Source organism: Longimicrobium sp. (assembly GCF_048594345.1).
Classification (GTDB): domain Bacteria; phylum Gemmatimonadota; class Gemmatimonadetes; order Longimicrobiales; family Longimicrobiaceae; genus Longimicrobium.
Window position 1 is genome coordinate 17,197 of the sequence record NZ_JBMDXM010000124.1, and the last position, 15,834, is coordinate 33,030.

A 15,834-nucleotide genomic window follows, 5' to 3' on the forward strand; every position below is an offset into this window, starting at 1 on the left:
GCAATCTCTTGTGGTAATGAAGGTTACGGGCGTGCGCTCCCTCAGGATGACACCGTGCCTCCATGGGGGAGCAAGTGAGGTTTGGCAACAGCCGCTCAGGATGACGAATCGCGGGGCCGGTTTTCAGGACGGGCCGGAGCGGGGGAGGAGCGCGGTGAAGGTGGTGCCGGATTCGGCGCTGGAGGTGGCGTGCAGGGTGCCGCCGTGCGAGCGGGCGATCTCGGCGGCGATGTACAGGCCCAGACCCAGCCCGTGGCGCGGCCGGTCGCCCGACGCGCGCACGTACGGCTCGAACAGGCGCGGCAGCAGCTCCGCCGGGATCGGCTCGCCCATGTTGCTGACGGAAAAGCGCACGTGGTCGCCCGCGTCTTCCACCCGCACCTCCACCGCTGCCTGGGGCGGGCTGTGCTGCACGGCGTTGCCCACCAGGTTGGACATCAGCTGCGCCGCGCGGGTGCGGTCCAGCACGGCCGGGCCCGCGTCCGCGGCCATCAGCCGCAGCGTGCGGCCGGGGTGCGCGCCCGCCACCTCGGCCACCACCTGCGTGGCCAGCACGGCCACGTCGTCCACCCTTTCCGGCTCCAGCGAGATGCCGCCGCCCAGCCGTCCGCGCGCAAAGTCCAGCACGTCGTCGATCAGCCGGGCCATCCGGTGGCCGCTGCTGTGCACCCGCTCCAGCACGTTGCGCTGCTTGGGCTGCTCGCAGATGTCCATCAGAAACGCGCTGCCGGTGATGACGGAGGAGAGCGGGTTGCGCAGGTCGTGCCCCAGCACGGCGATGAACTGTTCGCGCAGCTCCGCGTTGCGCCGCTCGGCCACCAGCGCCTGGCGGTCGCGCTCGTGCTGCTCTTCCGCCGTCAGCTGCACGCCGATCAGCTCTGCGAACAGCTTCATCATCTCCAGCGTTTTGCCGTCGCGCAGCGGCGCGGGGCGCGAGTCCAGCGCGCACACGTTGCCAAAGTACTCGCCGCCGCGAAAGATGGGGACCGCGATGTAGCTTTCGAAGCCGTACAGCCTGGGCGTGGGGTGCCCGCAGAACTCGGGCTCCTGGCTGGCGTGCTCGATGACGATGGGCTCGCGCGAGGAGCGCACCTCGCTGCACAGGGTGGTGGCCACGTCCAGGTGGTCGCCCGCGCGCAGGCCGAACTCCATGCGGTCCAGCGTGGCCAGCGCCGTCCACTCGTTTTCGGTGACGCGCGCCACCAGCGCCAGGCGCAGCCCCGTGTTCTCGGAGATCACCTTGAGGATGGTGGGCACCGCGCTGATGCGCGAGATGGCCACGACGTCCGGGTGGGGCGCGGCGGCGGCGGTGAACGCGGGGTCAACGGCGCCCTCGGGCGCGGTCGATGTCGTCAATCTGTACTCCGGGAAGTCTTCGGATGCCGCGGCGTCCCCCCGCGGCATCGTTCTGCATCGTCATCAAGATAGCGCCCGGCGCCCCCTTTCGCCCAGAAGACGATGGGAGAGCGAAGGCCCGGGATGGACTCGTAGGGATCAACAGAGCCGGGTAAAAGACAGCTAACCCGTTGTTTCCGTTGGATATGCGCGGAGGCGCGACGAAGCCGGGCCGTGGCCGGGCTACAGGGGCCTGTACTCGACGGTGAAGTCGGGTCCCAGCTCCCCACGGACGCGCTCCAGGATCTCGGCGGCCGCGGCGTCGAAGCGGGCGTCCTCGCCGGGCGGCCAGGGGCTCGGTCCCGCGGGATCGTCCCAGTCCAGCGCCGTGTCGTGCCACACGGAAAGCTCTTCCAGCCGCTCGCGAAGCTCGGGGGAGAGCGGGAGCACGTCCTCGACGGACCCTACGTCGAACCTGTCCCGCGCCGCGTCGTTGCCGCACCACAGGGTCCCGCCGCCCCACTCGAACATCAACCGGATGGCGTAGCGCGGCGGCATGGGGATGAGGTGCGTGGGGAGGATGGATGCGGCGGCCCGTCCGTCTCACCGAATTGTACGACGGCGGGCCTTCGTGATCCAGAGGGTACGGCAACGGCGAAGGGGTACGGAGGGGCAGAGAAAAGCCGGAGATACAGAGGAAACCATCATCCCTCTGCATCTCTGGCCGTTGTCTGTTCCTCGTACCCCTCCTCCGTTCAGGGGAGATGGAGCCGTCCCGCGATCAGCCGCTGGCGCCAATGCCCTGGGCCGCGCCTTCGCGGGCGCGGGTGCGCTGGCGTTTCATGGCGTACATCCCCTGGTCCGCCGCCTCCACCAGCGCGTCTGGCTGGTCGCCGTCGTCCGGGAACACCGCCACGCCAATGCTGGCGGCCAGCGGCAGCCGCCGGCGCTCGAACATCAGCGGCCGGTCCAGCTGCGTGGCCATGCGGTCCGCGGCCACCCAGGCACCCTCGCGGTCCTCCACGCGCGAAAGCACCACGCCAAACTCGTCCCCGCCCAGCCGCGCCACCGTGTCGGACTGCCGCAGCCCGGCCGACAGCCGCGTGGCCAGCTCCCGCAGCGCCGCGTCGCCCGCCCGGTGGCCGTGCTCGTCGTTGATGCGCTTGAGGCCATCCATGTCCAGCACCAGCACGCCCACGGAAAAACCCTCGCGCCGGCCCTGCGCCAGGCAGTGCCGCAGCCGGTCAAAGAACAGGGCGCGGTTGGCCAGCCCGGTCAGCGCGTCGTGCGTGGCGCGGCGGAACAGCTCGTCGGCGCCGTAGCGGGCGGCGTGGTACATGGCCGCGCCGATCAGCTCCGACATCAGCTCCAGCACCTTGAGGTCCGCGGGGCCAAAGGCGTTGGCGCGCGACGAGATCACCTTGAGCACGCCCACGGCCGAGTTGTCGTGGGTCAGCGGCACCACCAGCATGGACCGCAGCCCCACCCGCCGGCAGGCGGCGCGGTCCACCCGGTCGTCGGTTTCGGAGTCGTCGCAGCGCAGGGCGGTGCCGGTGTCCACGCTAAGCCCGGACAGGCTGGTGGCGCGGTCCAGCCGCAGCCCCAGCTGGTTGCTGGCGATGCCGGAAACTGCGCGGTACACCATCTGGTCGCCCTCCGCCAGCTCCACCACCGCGCCCGAGGCGCGGGTCAGCGACTGTGCCTCGCCCGCCACCAGCGCCATCACGCCCTCGAGATCAAGCCCCAGCTTCGCGATTTCCGTCTGGGTGCGGATAATCGCGAACAGTTGTTCGGGGGTGGGATCGAGGGGGAGAGGATGTCTCATACGCTATTAGTTTACCTGAAATGGGAGTATTGCGCTACTGGACAAACGATGGACATGATTCAGGATTGCCCCGGTGGAGCGAATCCCCGCCCTGCTGGGCTCCACGCACCGACGCCGAGCATGCCCCGCATCTTCCCCCGCTCGCTGAACCTGGCCCTGGCGGCGCTGCTGGCCGCTACCGCGCTCCCCGCGCAGCGGACCCCGGAGATCACGCCCGGCATTCGCCCCTTCGTGACCGTGGACGCGCCGGTGGTCGCGCTGACGCATGTGCGCGTGGTGGACGGCACCGGCGGCCCCGCGCGCGAGGACCAGACGATCGTCGTCAGCGGGTCGCGCATCCAGGCGATCGGACCCAGCGGCGCCACGGTGATCCCGGCCGGCGCGCGGGTGATGGAGCTGCGCGGACACACCGTGATCCCCGGCCTGGTGTCGCTGCACGAGCACACCTACCTGGGCGGATTGCGCGAGTCGGTGCCGATGAACGCCAGCGCCTACCTGTACCTTGCCTTTGGCGTCACCACGGCGATGACGGCGGGGAGCCAGCTGGCGGAGCAGGAGGTGGAGCTGAAGCGCGCCGTGGACGCGGGGGAGATGCCCGGGCCGCGGCTGCACATCGCCGGACCGTACATCGTGGCCGGGGCCCGGCGCACGGGCGCGTTCCGCGGCGTGGACTCGCCCGAAGAGGCGCGGCGCTTCGTGGACGAGTGGGCGGGGAAGGGCGCCACCTGGTTCAAGGTGATGAGCGGCCCGCGCGACGTGCTGCGCTGGACCATCGACGCGGCGCACGCACGGGGGCTGCGCGTGACCGGCCACCTGTGCGCCGTCACCTTTGGCGAAGCGGCGGAGTTGGGGGTCGACGCGCTGCAGCACGGCTTTATCACCGACAGCGAGCATGTGCCGGGCAGGCAGCCGGACGTGTGCCCGCGCGGCAACCAGCGCGCGCAGGCGGACGTGGACGTGGCCAGCCCGGCGGTGCAGGCCAGCATTCGCCGCATCGCCGCGCGCGGCACGCCCGTCGTCAGCACGCTGGGCGTCTACGAGTCGTTCATCCCCGGGCGGGCGCGGCTGGACCCGCGCGTCATGGAGATGCTGGCCCCCGCCGCCCGTGCCGAGGTGGAGGCCAACCACGCCGCGCTCGCCACGTCGGGCTTCGTCGTCCCGGAGCGGCTGCTGACGAAGATGATGCGGTGGGAGCGGGATTTCGTGGCGGCGGGCGGGCTGCTGGCCGCGGGCTCGGACCCATGGGGGACGGGCTTTCTTCCCGGCTTTGGCAACCTGCGCAACTACGAGCTGCTGGTGGAGGCCGGCTTTGCGCCCGAGCAGGCGATCGGCATCCTGACGCTCAATGGCGCCCGCGTCCTGGGCGAGGAGGCGCGCATCGGCAGCATCGCGCCGGGCAAAGCCGCGGACCTGGTAGTGATCCGCGGCGATCCCGTCGCCACGCCGTCGCAGGTCTACGAGGTCACGCTCGTCTTTCGCGACGGCGTAGGCTACGACTCGGCGCGCCTGCGCGAGTTCGCGAAGGGGAAGGTGGGCGTGTTCTGAGGGTTTGTGAACCGCGATTCAGTCATCCTGAGGGAGGCGCCGCTCTGCAATCTGCTGATACACCACGCTTTGGCGCCGACTGAAGGACCTTGCCTGCAGAACCGGGAGCCGTGAACGGCTCCCGAGAGCTGAATCTCGCGCGACCCGGCAAAGATCCTTCGGTCGCGCGCAAGCCTCTGTGGTTGCTGAAGTTGCGGGCGTGCGCTCCCTCAGGATGACAGTGTGCTTCTTGAGGAATAACTGAGGTTTCTCAACACCCTCTCAGCCTCAGGCTCAGGATGGCTGAGCTTGGTGGGAAGTAGATGTCGTCCGGCCAAACGCAATGGTGGAGCTCCAGGAGAATGGCCAGAGGCGCGCGCGCGTGCTCGTGTCACCGTGCGTCGGCTCGCGGGGCGGCCGCGTTGAAGCGCCGGCGCTGCGGGTACGCGAGCAGGACCCACAGGCCGGCGACGATGGTCGTCGTAATCGCCGACTCGCCCGCGATGGGCATGCTCATCCCCGGAATCCCCAGCAGTGCTGGCTCACCGCGCGGACGGGGAAACGAGAACACCAGGTGGATGGCGATCCTGATGACGAACATCGTGAGCGCCAGTCGCCAGAACATCGTCCACCCGCTCCAGTAGAACCTGCCATCACGCACCACGATGCCGCTGACGGTCCGTTCAAAGCGGCCGGGCACGCGCAGCGCGAGCGATGGCTTCCCATCCATCGTGTTTCGAGATTCCATCCGGTCTGGTACTCGCGCGGACATCGTCCGATCCGCCGGTTCGCGAGGCTGGGTTCCAGGTCCGCGAAAGCGAAGCCTTCGCATGGCGATGGGTGACGGCAGGCGCTTGCCGTCTCCGCGTCACCTTCAGCGGCCGGCGGCGAGCGCCTGACGCACCCACGTCACCCACGGATCGTCCGCCCCGCGGATCTGCTCGGCGGTGGGGGCAAGGAACTGCCAGTACGGATCGAGGTCGCCCTTCTCCTCACGGCGCCCCAGCAGGAGCAGGTATTCCGCGCCGGGCCGGTACGTCCCGGCGATGCAGTCGCCGCCGCCGTACCAGCGGTGGAACGTGGTGTAGGGAACGGTATCGTCACCCGGCTCGCGAAAGCTGTCGCGGTCGTCCTCCCCGCCCATGAAGACCAGCGTGTCCGCAGGCGTGGTCCCCTTGATCGTCTCGAGCACCGCAAACGACATGTAGTACCCGTTGGGCCGCGCGCTTCGGGGCGGGGCGGGCGCGTGCCCGATGGCGGCTGCACGAACCACCACCTCCGCCGCCTGCACGATGTCGCGCGTCCGCCGAGCCGAAAACGTGGGCGGCGGACGTATGGAGCAGAGCGCCGCCGGCATCGCGGGCTCGCCGCCAACCGGCGCGAAACCGCCGGCGGCGAGCAGCAGGACGGCCGCGAACCCGGCTCCGGCACCCTGCTGAATGCGTCGGCTGCGCGAGTGAATCATCTTCATCTCCCGGCGGGTGCTGCCCCCCCCGCCTTACCGGCTCAGGGTGCCGGAGCGCGTCTCGTAGCCGGCGACGCGGGTCCAGGCGTGGCCGGTGCCGGAGGGGCGGACGGCCCAGAAGTCGAAGTCGGCGTACTGCCGGTCGCCCGCGGCGTTCAGGGCGGCCCACCCGGTGGTGCCGTGGTACACGCTGGCCGCCTGCACGAACCGCGAGGCCAGCGAGTCCACGTCCACGCCCGACGGCGAGGCCAGGTACGCCAGCGCCGCCACCCAGGTGGCATCGTACACGGCCAGCGCGAACGCGTCCGGCGCGGCTCCCGCGCGCTGCTGGATGCGCGTGGCCACCGGCTGCCACGTGTCGCGCGCCGCAAAGTCCAGCCCGAACAGCGCCGACGGAAAGCCCACGGTCTCGGCGAACGCCACCGCCGCGGCGCTGGCCGTGAGCGCGCCGCTCTGCGCGATGCCGTCGGCGCCGTACCAGCGCACCGAGGCCAGCACCGGGTCTGCCGCGGCGGCCGCGAAGATGGCGGCGATCTCGTCGAAGCCGGCCAGGTACACGCCCACCTCCGCCGCCGGCCGGGTGGCGAGCGCCGCCCGCACCTGCGTGGCAATGTCGGCCACCGTCGTGGTAAAGCTGGTGGCCGTGGCGCTGTAGCCCACGCCCGCCGACACCGTGCCGCCCCGCGCCGCGAACGCCGCGCGCGTGGAGGTGTGCAGCCCCTGGTTGCCCGCGTCGCCGCGCCACACGGGGATCACCGTGCGGATGCCGTCCGACCACATCAGCGCCGCGCTCGCCACGCCCTCCAGGCTGTCCGCCGCCGTAAAGCGGAAGATGCGGTCGCCCGACACCGCCAGCGAGCCCGCGGTGCTGGACTGGCTCACCACGATCACGTCGTTGCCGTCGACGTACGGCTTGATGGCCGCCAGCTCCGCGCTGCTCTGCGGGCCGATGACGATCTGCGCGCCCGCCGCCCGCAGCGAATCGAGGGCGGCGAGGGCCCGCTCCGGCTCGAGCTTTGTGTCGCGCACGTCCGCGCGGAAGGTGATCCCCTGGCCGGCGGCGTAGCGGTTGGCGTCTTCCACCGCCAGCTCCATTGCCGCCTTGCTGGTCACCCCCAGCGACGCCCAGTTCCCCGTCAACGAAAAGATCCCGCCGATCGTGATCTCGTCGCGATTCGATCCGACAGGATCATCCTGGCACCCGGCGGCGCCGAGCAGCGCAAAGGCCAGCATCGCCGCCGCACCGGTGCGGCGGGCGCGGGAGGGGCGTACCAACGTCGTGTGATCCACCGGTGAGTCCTTGATGAGAGAGGGCGGCTCCGCGGAGCCGTTCAGGGAGGAAGTGCGGCGGCTGCCGCGGCAGGGCTAGCGAAGTTAACGAAAAGCGGACGATGAGTATAGCCCGACCGGGGCCATACTCGGATGATACCCATGCCCGTCGATCTTTCCCGAAGGGTGAACCTGCCCGATACTCTCGATGGGCTCCGGGCTCTGTCTCGCGCGTTCCCTATTCCTTCGGAAGGACGCGAGCTTTGCGTGCAGCGTCTTTTCGGATTATGCTGAAGACCGAGGGCGAGAGGGACATGCTTTTTCGTTCAGCGGGAACGTCTCCCGCTCGTAGTCTCCTCTCTGGTTCTGGCGATCTGCTGCGCCAGCGCTGCAAACGCGGGTTCGAACTTGGTGCGAAGTCCCACGTCTTCCTTGTACATCGCGTATTCTCCGGCTACTTCATTGGTTCTGATGGGGACCAGCGTGCGCCAGTTTTCCAGCGTTCGGTGAGTGGTGTCGAAGATTCGAATGTGAGGTTTCCCGGCGCCGATCGCCATTCCGTACTCGTGCACGAGCCACTTCAAGTCGGGCACAACGGGTTCGCCCCTCGAACGATCAGCCTCCTCATACGAGTATGAGACAATCTGCAGCACGCCGTCGCATTCGATGACGCCGGTTTCAACTTCGTCATCGATTTTCTTCCCGAGCCTGTTGTTCGCGTCTTCGAGTACCATTCCCCAGTCGCTAGCAATACTCTTGAGTACAGACATGACCTGATCTTGAAAGGGCATGTTCATGCGCCGCGACAGAAAGATGATTTTGCTGCCAAACTGGGTAGTCTTTGGGGTGGTTTTGCATCTTGCATCGCTGGCTTCGGGACGGCAGCTCATTGTCAGCGAACTGTTCAACTCACCGATCAATGCGGGGTTGATCGACGTTGCCGTCTTGCCAATCAAACTGATCGATCCTGCTTCGCTCTGGTGGTCTCGGTGCGTAGTCCGGTTCGCAAGCTTCACGACATCGACTCCGTGGCTGGCAAGCTGGTCGCAGACGCTCAGCAAGAGGCCTCTGGTTGTGTCACTGCTTCCGGGGACGACCTTGGTTGCGAATGTAATGTCGAATTCGATGTTCGCCTGGAAAAACCTGGTTTGCGCTTCGGTCGGCTCGACAATCTCGATCCGAAGGTACAGGCCGGAGGTGTCGAAAGCGGCGATTGCGGCGGCGGGGAGAAGTGTCGGCTGTCTCTGTCGCTCCAGGATCTTGTGAAGGCCCTGAGCGCTCTGTTCCGCAGGTTTAAGGAGGCGCGTCGAGTGATCGTACTGCAGGCGCATGGGGTGAAGCATGTCGCCATAGATTGCAAAGAACGCGAGATCCTGCATCCACCGGCACGTCACAGCCTGGGGCAGCCCTTTTTCCGCTACTTCGACAAGGTTGGCCGGCATGGCGTGTGGAGCATAGAAGAACGGCAGGAGGTGTTTGTCTACGATGCGGTTGTGCAGAAACCCGGAATCCAGTTCTCCCTCGCGGTATGACTCGTCGGCACGATGCGCATCCACCATCGCCTCTGGAGTGTTCACCGCCTTAGCGAGCATCAAGCTCGCGAGCCGGTTTGAAAATTCCTGTAATCGTGGACTGTCATGCCCCCGCTCGTCGACCGAAAGTCTTCGAATGCCTTGGAAGTCTTTATCGAGTTCACTCCGAACGTCGTTGGCGTCGGCGACCACGTGCCATGTGGCGTGATGGTGTCCCGATATCGCGCACTCGTTGGATTGGATATTGATCCGCTCGTCGACGAGGAACTTCAGTGCGGTTGCTATGCGGCCGCGGCGGAGCTTGATTTCCATGCGGAGCAGAAACGGCCATACACTGGGATGAATCGGTGAGATGATCAGGTGCTTCCTGCGCTCCGAGTTGCCACGTGGATCAGGAGCCCACACACCCCAACACACCGATTTGTCAAAAACGCCAATGCGCTCAAGGTCCGCGGGATCCAGTACGAAACCACGCTCGTGTACCCGGCTCACGTTGGAAAAAATCATGATCCGATCTGATTAAGGGAATGAAGGAGTACTTCCTTATCCAGCACCGCTCGATTCTTCTGCCTATAGATGTACGGAGGGCGCGCACACCGCAAGGATAACGGGCATCTGGTGCGCACCTCTGTGAACAAGTTGGTGGAAGCGCCTCCGGCTCAATCCGGGCGGGATTCCGCCCGTAGCAGGCTCAGGACGCGCGCAGCCTCTTCTCAAGTCCGCTCCTCAGCCTCCTTTGGCCACTCGCCATCAAAGGCGGCGGCTTTCGAGCGAAAGCAGCTGATGATCAAGCCCCGCGAGGATGGGTGGCTGATGCCGACGCCTGGGCTCAGGGTGCCGGCTGCGCGGTGTTTTGCGCAGGCGCTTCACAGCCGGCTACCGCGGGGCCACTCATCTGCGCGGCGTAGAACGGCCACCACGTGCTTCCGCCGTCGGACGAGCGCTCGCCCGCCTCCACGAGGCTGCCGCCGGCCAGCCGTGCGCTGAACCGGAAGAGCGACCGCGCATTGGCCGGATTGGTGTAGCCCCACTCCATGGTGCACGCCCCCGCGCGAACCCAGCCCTGCACGGAGGCGGAACCGTGCTGCAGCGTCGCGCGGTAGACGCTGGAGTCGGCGCGAAAACGCACCCCGAGGTCGTTTGACAGGACGGTCGCCCGTTCGCGATCCGTCGACGTAGCCACGCTCGACCATCCCAGCACCAAACCCCCGAGCCGCGGCTGGCCCTTGCCGGTGACGCGCGCCTCGCGCATGGGACCGTCCGGGGCGTATCGCACCCAGCCGGTCCCCTGCCACTCGCCCAGCATGAAGCTCAGCCGCGCGAGCTCCCCCCGCAGCGGCACCTGCGCCGACGCGGCGGGGGCAAACGGCAGGAGGGCCAGCAGCAAGGCGAGCGGCCGCGCGTTCGGCATCCAGGACCGCCGCACTAGATCTCCTTGGGCCACTCGCCGTCAAACGCGACGACGCGGGCGAAGGCGGCTTCGCCGCCCTGGAACTTCCAGGGAAAGCAGCCGATGATCAGGCGGCGGTTCTGCAGGTCCGGGTGGCTGATGTCGCCGCCCAGGTTCTCGATGTGCATGCAGTTCTTGTCGAACAGCTTGTTGTGCGTGAGCTGGTAGTCCTCGTCCGGAAACAGCTTGGCCACCGCCTCCGGCCCACCGAACTTGGCCTCGGCCTTGGCGCGCACGCGGTCGCAGTGGCCGTGCATCCCCTTGCCCAGAAAACGGCCGATGGGCAGATCCATGGGGTGGTCGGTCGAGACCACGTCCACGCCCCAGATGTGGATCTCCTTTTCCAGCAGCCACGGCACCATGTCTGGATGCGCGCCCGGGTGCATGTGGATGTACTTCTCTTCGTCGGCCTCGTCGCCCCACTGCGCGTAGCGGTGCCAGCCCGTGTGCAGCAGCAGGATGTCGCCCTTCTTGACCTCCACCCGCGACTCGATCATCTCCGGCGTGTACACGGCCAGCTCATCCATCTCGTCCGTAAGGTCGACGATCACGCCGGGGCCGCACAGCCACTCCATGGGGATCTGGTCGATGGTCATCCCCTTGGTCACGAAGTGCCGCGGAGCGTCCAGGTGCGTTCCCATGTGGTTGGACGTCTGGATGTACTGCGCGTTCACACCGTGCTCGGCCTTGCGCTTGATGTACTTGACCTCGAACGGCGGGTAGTACGGCCAGAAGGGCGCCTGCTCGTTCAGCGGCTGCGACAGGTCGTACACTTTCATCGGGGCTCCGGAAAGGATGAAGGTAGATCAGGTGGTTCCGCGGCCGGCGTCAGCCGTGGACGGCGATGAGCAGTTCAAAGCGTACAGCAAGTTTCAGTTCGCGGGGCGTCTCGCATCGAACTGCGTCCGACGCGGTGCCCCTCCCCCGGCTCCTCCCCGTTCGTTCCTCACGGAGAGGGGAGAACTTCGATCGCGCTCCGGATGGTGCTTCGCGACGGTCGCCCGCTTACGCCTGCGCCTGCACCGCCACCGCACGCGCGAATGCGCGTGGCAGCACGCGGCGCACCAGCACGTCGACCAGCTGGCGGCGGTACTCGGGGGAGGCGTGGATGTCGCCAGGCGGGTCGATGTCGCGCTGGGCGGCGGCGTCGGCGGCGGCGCGGATGGCGGCGTCCGTCGGCTCGGCGCCGACCAGCGCGGCGGCGGCCTGGGTCGCCAGCACGGGGCCGTCGCCGACGGACAGCAGGGCAATGCGCGCGGCGGTGCAGCGGCCGGCGTCATCCACCTGCACCGTGGCGGCGATGCCGGCCAGCGCGTAGTCGCCGTGGCGGCGCGACACCTCGTCGAAGGCCCAGCCGGTGCGCGGCGCGGCGGGCGGAATCTCCACCTCCACCAGCATCTCCTCCGCCTCCAGCGCCGTGCCGAACAGGCCGGTAAAGAAGTCGGCCGCCGTGACCACACGCGTTCCGCCGGTCCCGCGCAGGTGAAAGCGCGCCTCCAGCGCCAGCATGACCGCCGGCATTTCCGCCGCCGGGTCCGCGTGCGCAATGCTGCCGCCGATGGTGCCGCGGTTGCGGATCTGCGCGTGCGCCACGTACGGCAGCGTCTCCGCAAGCAGCGCCGCGCGCGCGGCCACCAGCGGGCTGCGCTCCGCCACCCGCTGCCGCACCATCGCCCCGATGCGCAGCCCGCCGTCCGCTTCGGACAGGCCGTCCAGCCCGGGGATACGGTTCAGGTCGATAAGCACGGCGGGCGCGGCCAGGCGAAAGTTCATCGCCGGCACCAGGCTCTGGCCGCCGGCCAGGAGCTTGGCGTCGTAGCCGTGCTCCGCCAGCAGCGCCAGCGCCTCCTCCACCGAATCGGGCCGGTGGTACTCGAACGGGGCGGGCTTCATCGCGCGCCGCCGTCCCTGAGCCGCGCTTCCAGCTCCTTGTTGAGCGCGTCGAGTCCCTGCTTGGTCAGCATCTTCGCCACCTGATCCAGCAGCCGCTGTCCCACGCCGGCCACCTTGCCGCCCACGGAAAGGTCGGCGTGGTAGCGCATGCGGGTGCCGCCCTCCACCTCGTTCAGGTTGACCGTCGCGTTGCCGCGGGTAAAGCCCAGGGCGCCCTTGCTGTCTACCTGCATGACGTAGCTTTCGGGCTCAACGCGGTCCTTGAGCGCCACGTTCAGCGACCACTCCGCCGCCGTCACGGGGCCCACGCCGATGCGGATCACACCCTCGTAGGTGCCGTCGCCGGTCAGGTGCAGCTTGCGCGCGCCGGGCATGGCCTTGGAAAGGACCTCGGGGTCCTGCAGCAGGTCCCACACGGTCTGGCGCGGGCCGGGAAACGTGTGCTCGCCGTCGACGATCATGGGTAGACCGGTTAGATGTGGATCCGATGGGGCCGCAACTGCGCGTACAAAGTGGGCTTGTGCCGTCCGCGGGGTACCCTTTCCCCATCCCTCGGCGTTCGTTCCTTACGGAGAGCGGAGCCGTTGGCTTGGGATTCGGCTACGAGCGTTAACTGGCGTCCGCAAGCGCCCCCTTACTCGCTCAGGCTCGCACCTCCCCCAAAAAACCCTGGGGGAGGTGGACTTCATCCCGCTCCAGAAACTGTCTTCCACCACCCCTCCCCCGCAGTTTGGGGGAGGGGTCGCCGGGCTGTTGCGAGGCACGAGCAAAAAGCCCCGGCGGGGGAGAGGGCCCCGCGTCGCAGACGCGGCCCTGCTCGTTGCGCCCACTCCTGGCCGAACGCACCACCGCCCGTGCCGTTATCCCCTCTCCCACGCGGTTTGTGGGAGAGGGCAGGCGAGGAACGAGCCGGGTGAGGGCCCCCTCAATCCGCCGCGACGGCCACCGCCGCCGCGCGGCCGCCCAACTCCGGCGCGTTGGCGCGGTCGGCCGGGCCGGCGTCGCGCAGCAGCGCGAAGAGGCGGTTGGGGCTCAGCGGGATCTCGCGGATCTCCAGCGCCAGGTGCGGCAGTGCGTCCTCGATGGCCTGCGCGAAGACGGCGCCTGTGGGGATGCACCCCGCCTCGCCCACGCCCTTAAGGCCCAGCGGGTTGAGCGGCGCCGAGGTTTCGCGGTGCGCCATCTCCACGTTGGGCACGTCCATCGCCGTCGGCAGCAGGTAGTCCATGAAGCTGGCGTTCTGCAGCTGCCCGCCGTCGTCGTACACCAGCTGCTCGTAGAACGCGTTGCCGATGCCGTGCGCCACGCCGCCCTGCACCTGCCCGGCCACGATCACGGGGTTGATCAGCTTGCCGCAGTCGTGCACCACGATGTAGCGCAGGATCTTCACCATCGCGGTCTCCGCATCCACCTCCACCACCATCGCGTGCACGCCGCTGGCCGTGCTGCCGTGGTCGGGCCCAAAGTAGGCCGTTGCCTCCAGCCCCGGCTCCGTCCCCGGCACCACCGCGCCGCGCAGGGGGTTGGCGTGCCCCGCCAGCTCGCCGAAGCCCATCATCCGCGACGGATCGCTGCGCACGCGCACGGCGCCGTCCGCGATCTCCACGTCATCGGGGAGGGCGCCCAGCACGCGTGCGCCCGTCTCGATCACCTTCTTGCGCACCGCCAGCGCCGCCTCGTGGCACGCGCTTCCCGCCACCACGGCGCCACGGCTGGCAAACGTCCCCGTCCCCCAGCCAAACTCGCGCGTGTCGCCCGTCACCACGTGCACGTGCGTGATGTCGACGTCCAGCACCTCGGCCACGATCTGCGCGAACGCCGTGTAGTGACCCTGGCCCTGCGTTCCCAATCCCGTCGCCACGCGCACGTGGCCGCTGGGCTCCACCGTCACCCGCGCGCCCTCGTACGGCCCGATCCCCGTCCCCTCCACGTAGCTGACGACGCCGAGGCCCAGGTAGCGGCCCTCCGCACGCGCCTGCGCCTGCTCGGCGCGAAAGGTGTTGCGGCCCACGATGTCCAGCGCGGCCTCCAGCGCCGGGGCATAATTGCCGCTGTCGTAGTACAGCGGGGCGAAGTCCTGGAACAGGATCTGGAAGGTGTGCGGAAATACGTCCTTGCGCAGGTAGTTGCGGCGGCGGATCTCCGACGGGTCCAGCCCCAGCTCGCGCGCGCCGATGTCCAGCAGCCGCTCCATCACGAACACGCCGTGCTGCCGCCCCGCGCCGCGCACCGGCGTGACCGTGGTGCGGTTGGTGAAGACCGCGCGAAACTCGCTGTGGTACGCCGGCACGTCGTACGGGCCCAGCAGCGTGCACTGGCTGTTGATGGGGACGGTAAGCCCGTACGGATCGTACGCGCCGGTGTCGTGAAAGAAGAAGTCGCGGATCCCCAGGATCTTTCCGTCCGACGAGAACGCGATCTCGGCGTCGTGGATCTGCGAGCGCTCCTGCGTGGTGGCGAAGAAGTTCTCCTGCCGGTCTTCCGTCCACTTGACCGGCCGCCCCAGCCGCATGGCGATCCAGGGGACCAGGACTTCTTCCGGATAGAACATCATGATCTTGGGCCCGAACCCGCCCCCCACGAACGGCGCCACCACGCGCACCTTGGATTCCAGCAGCCCCAGCATCCGCGACAGCCCGTTGCGGATGGGGATGGGTGCCTGCGTGGTGTCCCAGATGGTCAGCTCTTCCGCGCGCGGGTCCCAGCGGGCGGCGACGCAGCGGTTTTCCATCGCCGCCGCCGCGCCGCGGTCGTAGTGAAAGCGGCGGGTGATGACCAGGTCCGCCTTTGCCCTGGCCTCTTCGTAGTCGCCGTGCCGCTGGGTGACGTGCGCGGCCAGGTTGGTGCCCAGCTGGGGATGGATGACGGGCGCGTCGTCCGCCAGCGCACGCTCCAGGTCAACGACGGGGTCCAGCGGCTCGTAGTCGACGATGACGTCGGTGAGCGCGTCCTCGGCCAGGTAGCGGCTTTCGGCGATCACCATCACCACCGCCTCGCCCACGTGGCGCACGCGGTCCTTCGCCAGCGGCACCTGCGACGCCTGGTTGAAGACGATGCCTTCGATGGGCGGCGGCGGCACCAGCAGCGGCCCAGGCTGCCAGTACTCCCCCAGGTCCTCGGCCGTGACCACGGCCACCACGCCAGTCCGTGCCAGCGCCGCCGACGCGTCGATGCCGCGGATGAGCGCGTGCGCGTGGTCGCTGCGCACGAACGCCGCGTGCAGCATCCCCGGAAGCTGCACGTCGTCCACGAACACCGCCTGCCCGGTGAGCAGCCGTCTGTCCTCGTTCCGAACGGGCGATTGGCCGACGTACGTTCTGCTCACAGGCGGGGAAGTGCGTGAGTGCGTGAGTACGAGAGTACGAGAGTACGAGAGTGCGAAACGTAGCCGCTGGATCTGGACGGCCTCGAACGGCATCGAACTGCGGCCGCCGGCGCCCCCCCCCCACCCCCCGGCACCCCCCCCCCCACCCGCGGGGGGCCGACCCTAGGCCCCCCCGCGACCCCCCCCGGCCAGCGGCCGGGGCCGGGGGGCGCCCCC

The 15,834-nt window shown here is 68.6% G+C and carries 13 protein-coding genes; 1 reads left to right on the plus strand and 12 read right to left on the minus strand.

The genetic code is table 11. The annotated features are described in order from the left end of the window. Positions 1 to 123 precede the first annotated feature (123 nt). The 3 genes from ACOJUJ_RS13650 to ACOJUJ_RS13660 form a co-directional block, all read right to left on the minus strand. The gene (locus ACOJUJ_RS13650) at positions 124 to 1,356 is read right to left on the minus strand and encodes a GAF domain-containing sensor histidine kinase (protein ID WP_420127439.1); all 1,233 of its coding nucleotides are present in this window, start codon (positions 1,354 to 1,356) and stop codon (positions 124 to 126) included. A gap of 222 nt (positions 1,357 to 1,578) precedes the next feature. Then, positions 1,579 to 1,893 (minus strand): hypothetical protein, encoded by a 315-nt coding sequence (locus tag ACOJUJ_RS13655; protein ID WP_420127440.1) that lies wholly within the window; start codon positions 1,891 to 1,893, stop codon positions 1,579 to 1,581. A 223-nt stretch (positions 1,894 to 2,116) separates the two neighbouring features. Next, complete coding sequence (locus tag ACOJUJ_RS13660) at positions 2,117 to 3,160, minus strand: diguanylate cyclase domain-containing protein (protein ID WP_420127441.1); 1,044 nt, start codon at positions 3,158 to 3,160, stop codon at positions 2,117 to 2,119. Between the two features lie 120 nt (positions 3,161 to 3,280). Between ACOJUJ_RS13660 and ACOJUJ_RS13665 the strand changes: the two genes are divergently transcribed. Further along, entirely contained in the window at positions 3,281 to 4,705 is a 1,425-nt protein-coding gene (locus ACOJUJ_RS13665) for an amidohydrolase family protein (RefSeq protein ID WP_420127442.1), read from the plus strand. Between the two features lie 370 nt (positions 4,706 to 5,075). Here ACOJUJ_RS13665 and ACOJUJ_RS13670 read toward each other — a convergent pair whose 3' ends face one another. The 9 genes from ACOJUJ_RS13670 to ACOJUJ_RS13710 all read right to left on the minus strand — a co-directional run bounded on the left by ACOJUJ_RS13670 (position 5,076) and on the right by ACOJUJ_RS13710 (position 15,618). Then, a complete protein-coding gene (locus ACOJUJ_RS13670; RefSeq protein WP_420127443.1) occupies positions 5,076 to 5,414 on the minus strand; it encodes a hypothetical protein in 339 nt (112 codons plus the stop codon). A 144-nt stretch (positions 5,415 to 5,558) separates the two neighbouring features. Beyond that, positions 5,559 to 6,155, minus strand: a complete 597-nt coding sequence (locus ACOJUJ_RS13675; RefSeq protein ID WP_420127444.1) for a hypothetical protein — start codon at positions 6,153 to 6,155, stop codon at positions 5,559 to 5,561. 27 nt (positions 6,156 to 6,182) lie between these two features. Beyond that, positions 6,183 to 7,424: an ABC transporter substrate-binding protein gene (locus tag ACOJUJ_RS13680; protein ID WP_420127445.1), complete on the minus strand. Its 1,242-nt coding sequence runs from the start codon at positions 7,422 to 7,424 to the stop codon at positions 6,183 to 6,185. Between the two features lie 320 nt (positions 7,425 to 7,744). Continuing rightward, positions 7,745 to 9,457, minus strand: a complete 1,713-nt coding sequence (locus ACOJUJ_RS13685; RefSeq protein WP_420127446.1) for a hypothetical protein — start codon at positions 9,455 to 9,457, stop codon at positions 7,745 to 7,747. Positions 9,458 to 9,779: 322 nt separating this feature from the next. Continuing rightward, entirely contained in the window at positions 9,780 to 10,361 is a 582-nt protein-coding gene (locus ACOJUJ_RS13690) for a hypothetical protein (RefSeq protein ID WP_420127447.1), read from the minus strand. Between the two features lie 14 nt (positions 10,362 to 10,375). After that, positions 10,376 to 11,179, minus strand: a complete 804-nt coding sequence (locus tag ACOJUJ_RS13695; protein WP_420127448.1) for a cyclase family protein — start codon at positions 11,177 to 11,179, stop codon at positions 10,376 to 10,378. 226 nt (positions 11,180 to 11,405) lie between these two features. After that, a complete protein-coding gene (locus tag ACOJUJ_RS13700) occupies positions 11,406 to 12,293 on the minus strand; it encodes an FAD binding domain-containing protein (protein WP_420127449.1) in 888 nt (295 codons plus the stop codon). Continuing rightward, positions 12,290 to 12,754: a CoxG family protein gene (locus ACOJUJ_RS13705; RefSeq protein ID WP_420127450.1), complete on the minus strand. Its 465-nt coding sequence runs from the start codon at positions 12,752 to 12,754 to the stop codon at positions 12,290 to 12,292. Before ACOJUJ_RS13705 ends, ACOJUJ_RS13700 begins: the two co-directional genes overlap by 4 nt. A 464-nt stretch (positions 12,755 to 13,218) precedes the next feature. Beyond that, entirely contained in the window at positions 13,219 to 15,618 is a 2,400-nt protein-coding gene (locus ACOJUJ_RS13710) for a molybdopterin cofactor-binding domain-containing protein (RefSeq protein ID WP_420127451.1), read from the minus strand. Between the last annotated feature and the right edge of the window lie 216 nt (positions 15,619 to 15,834).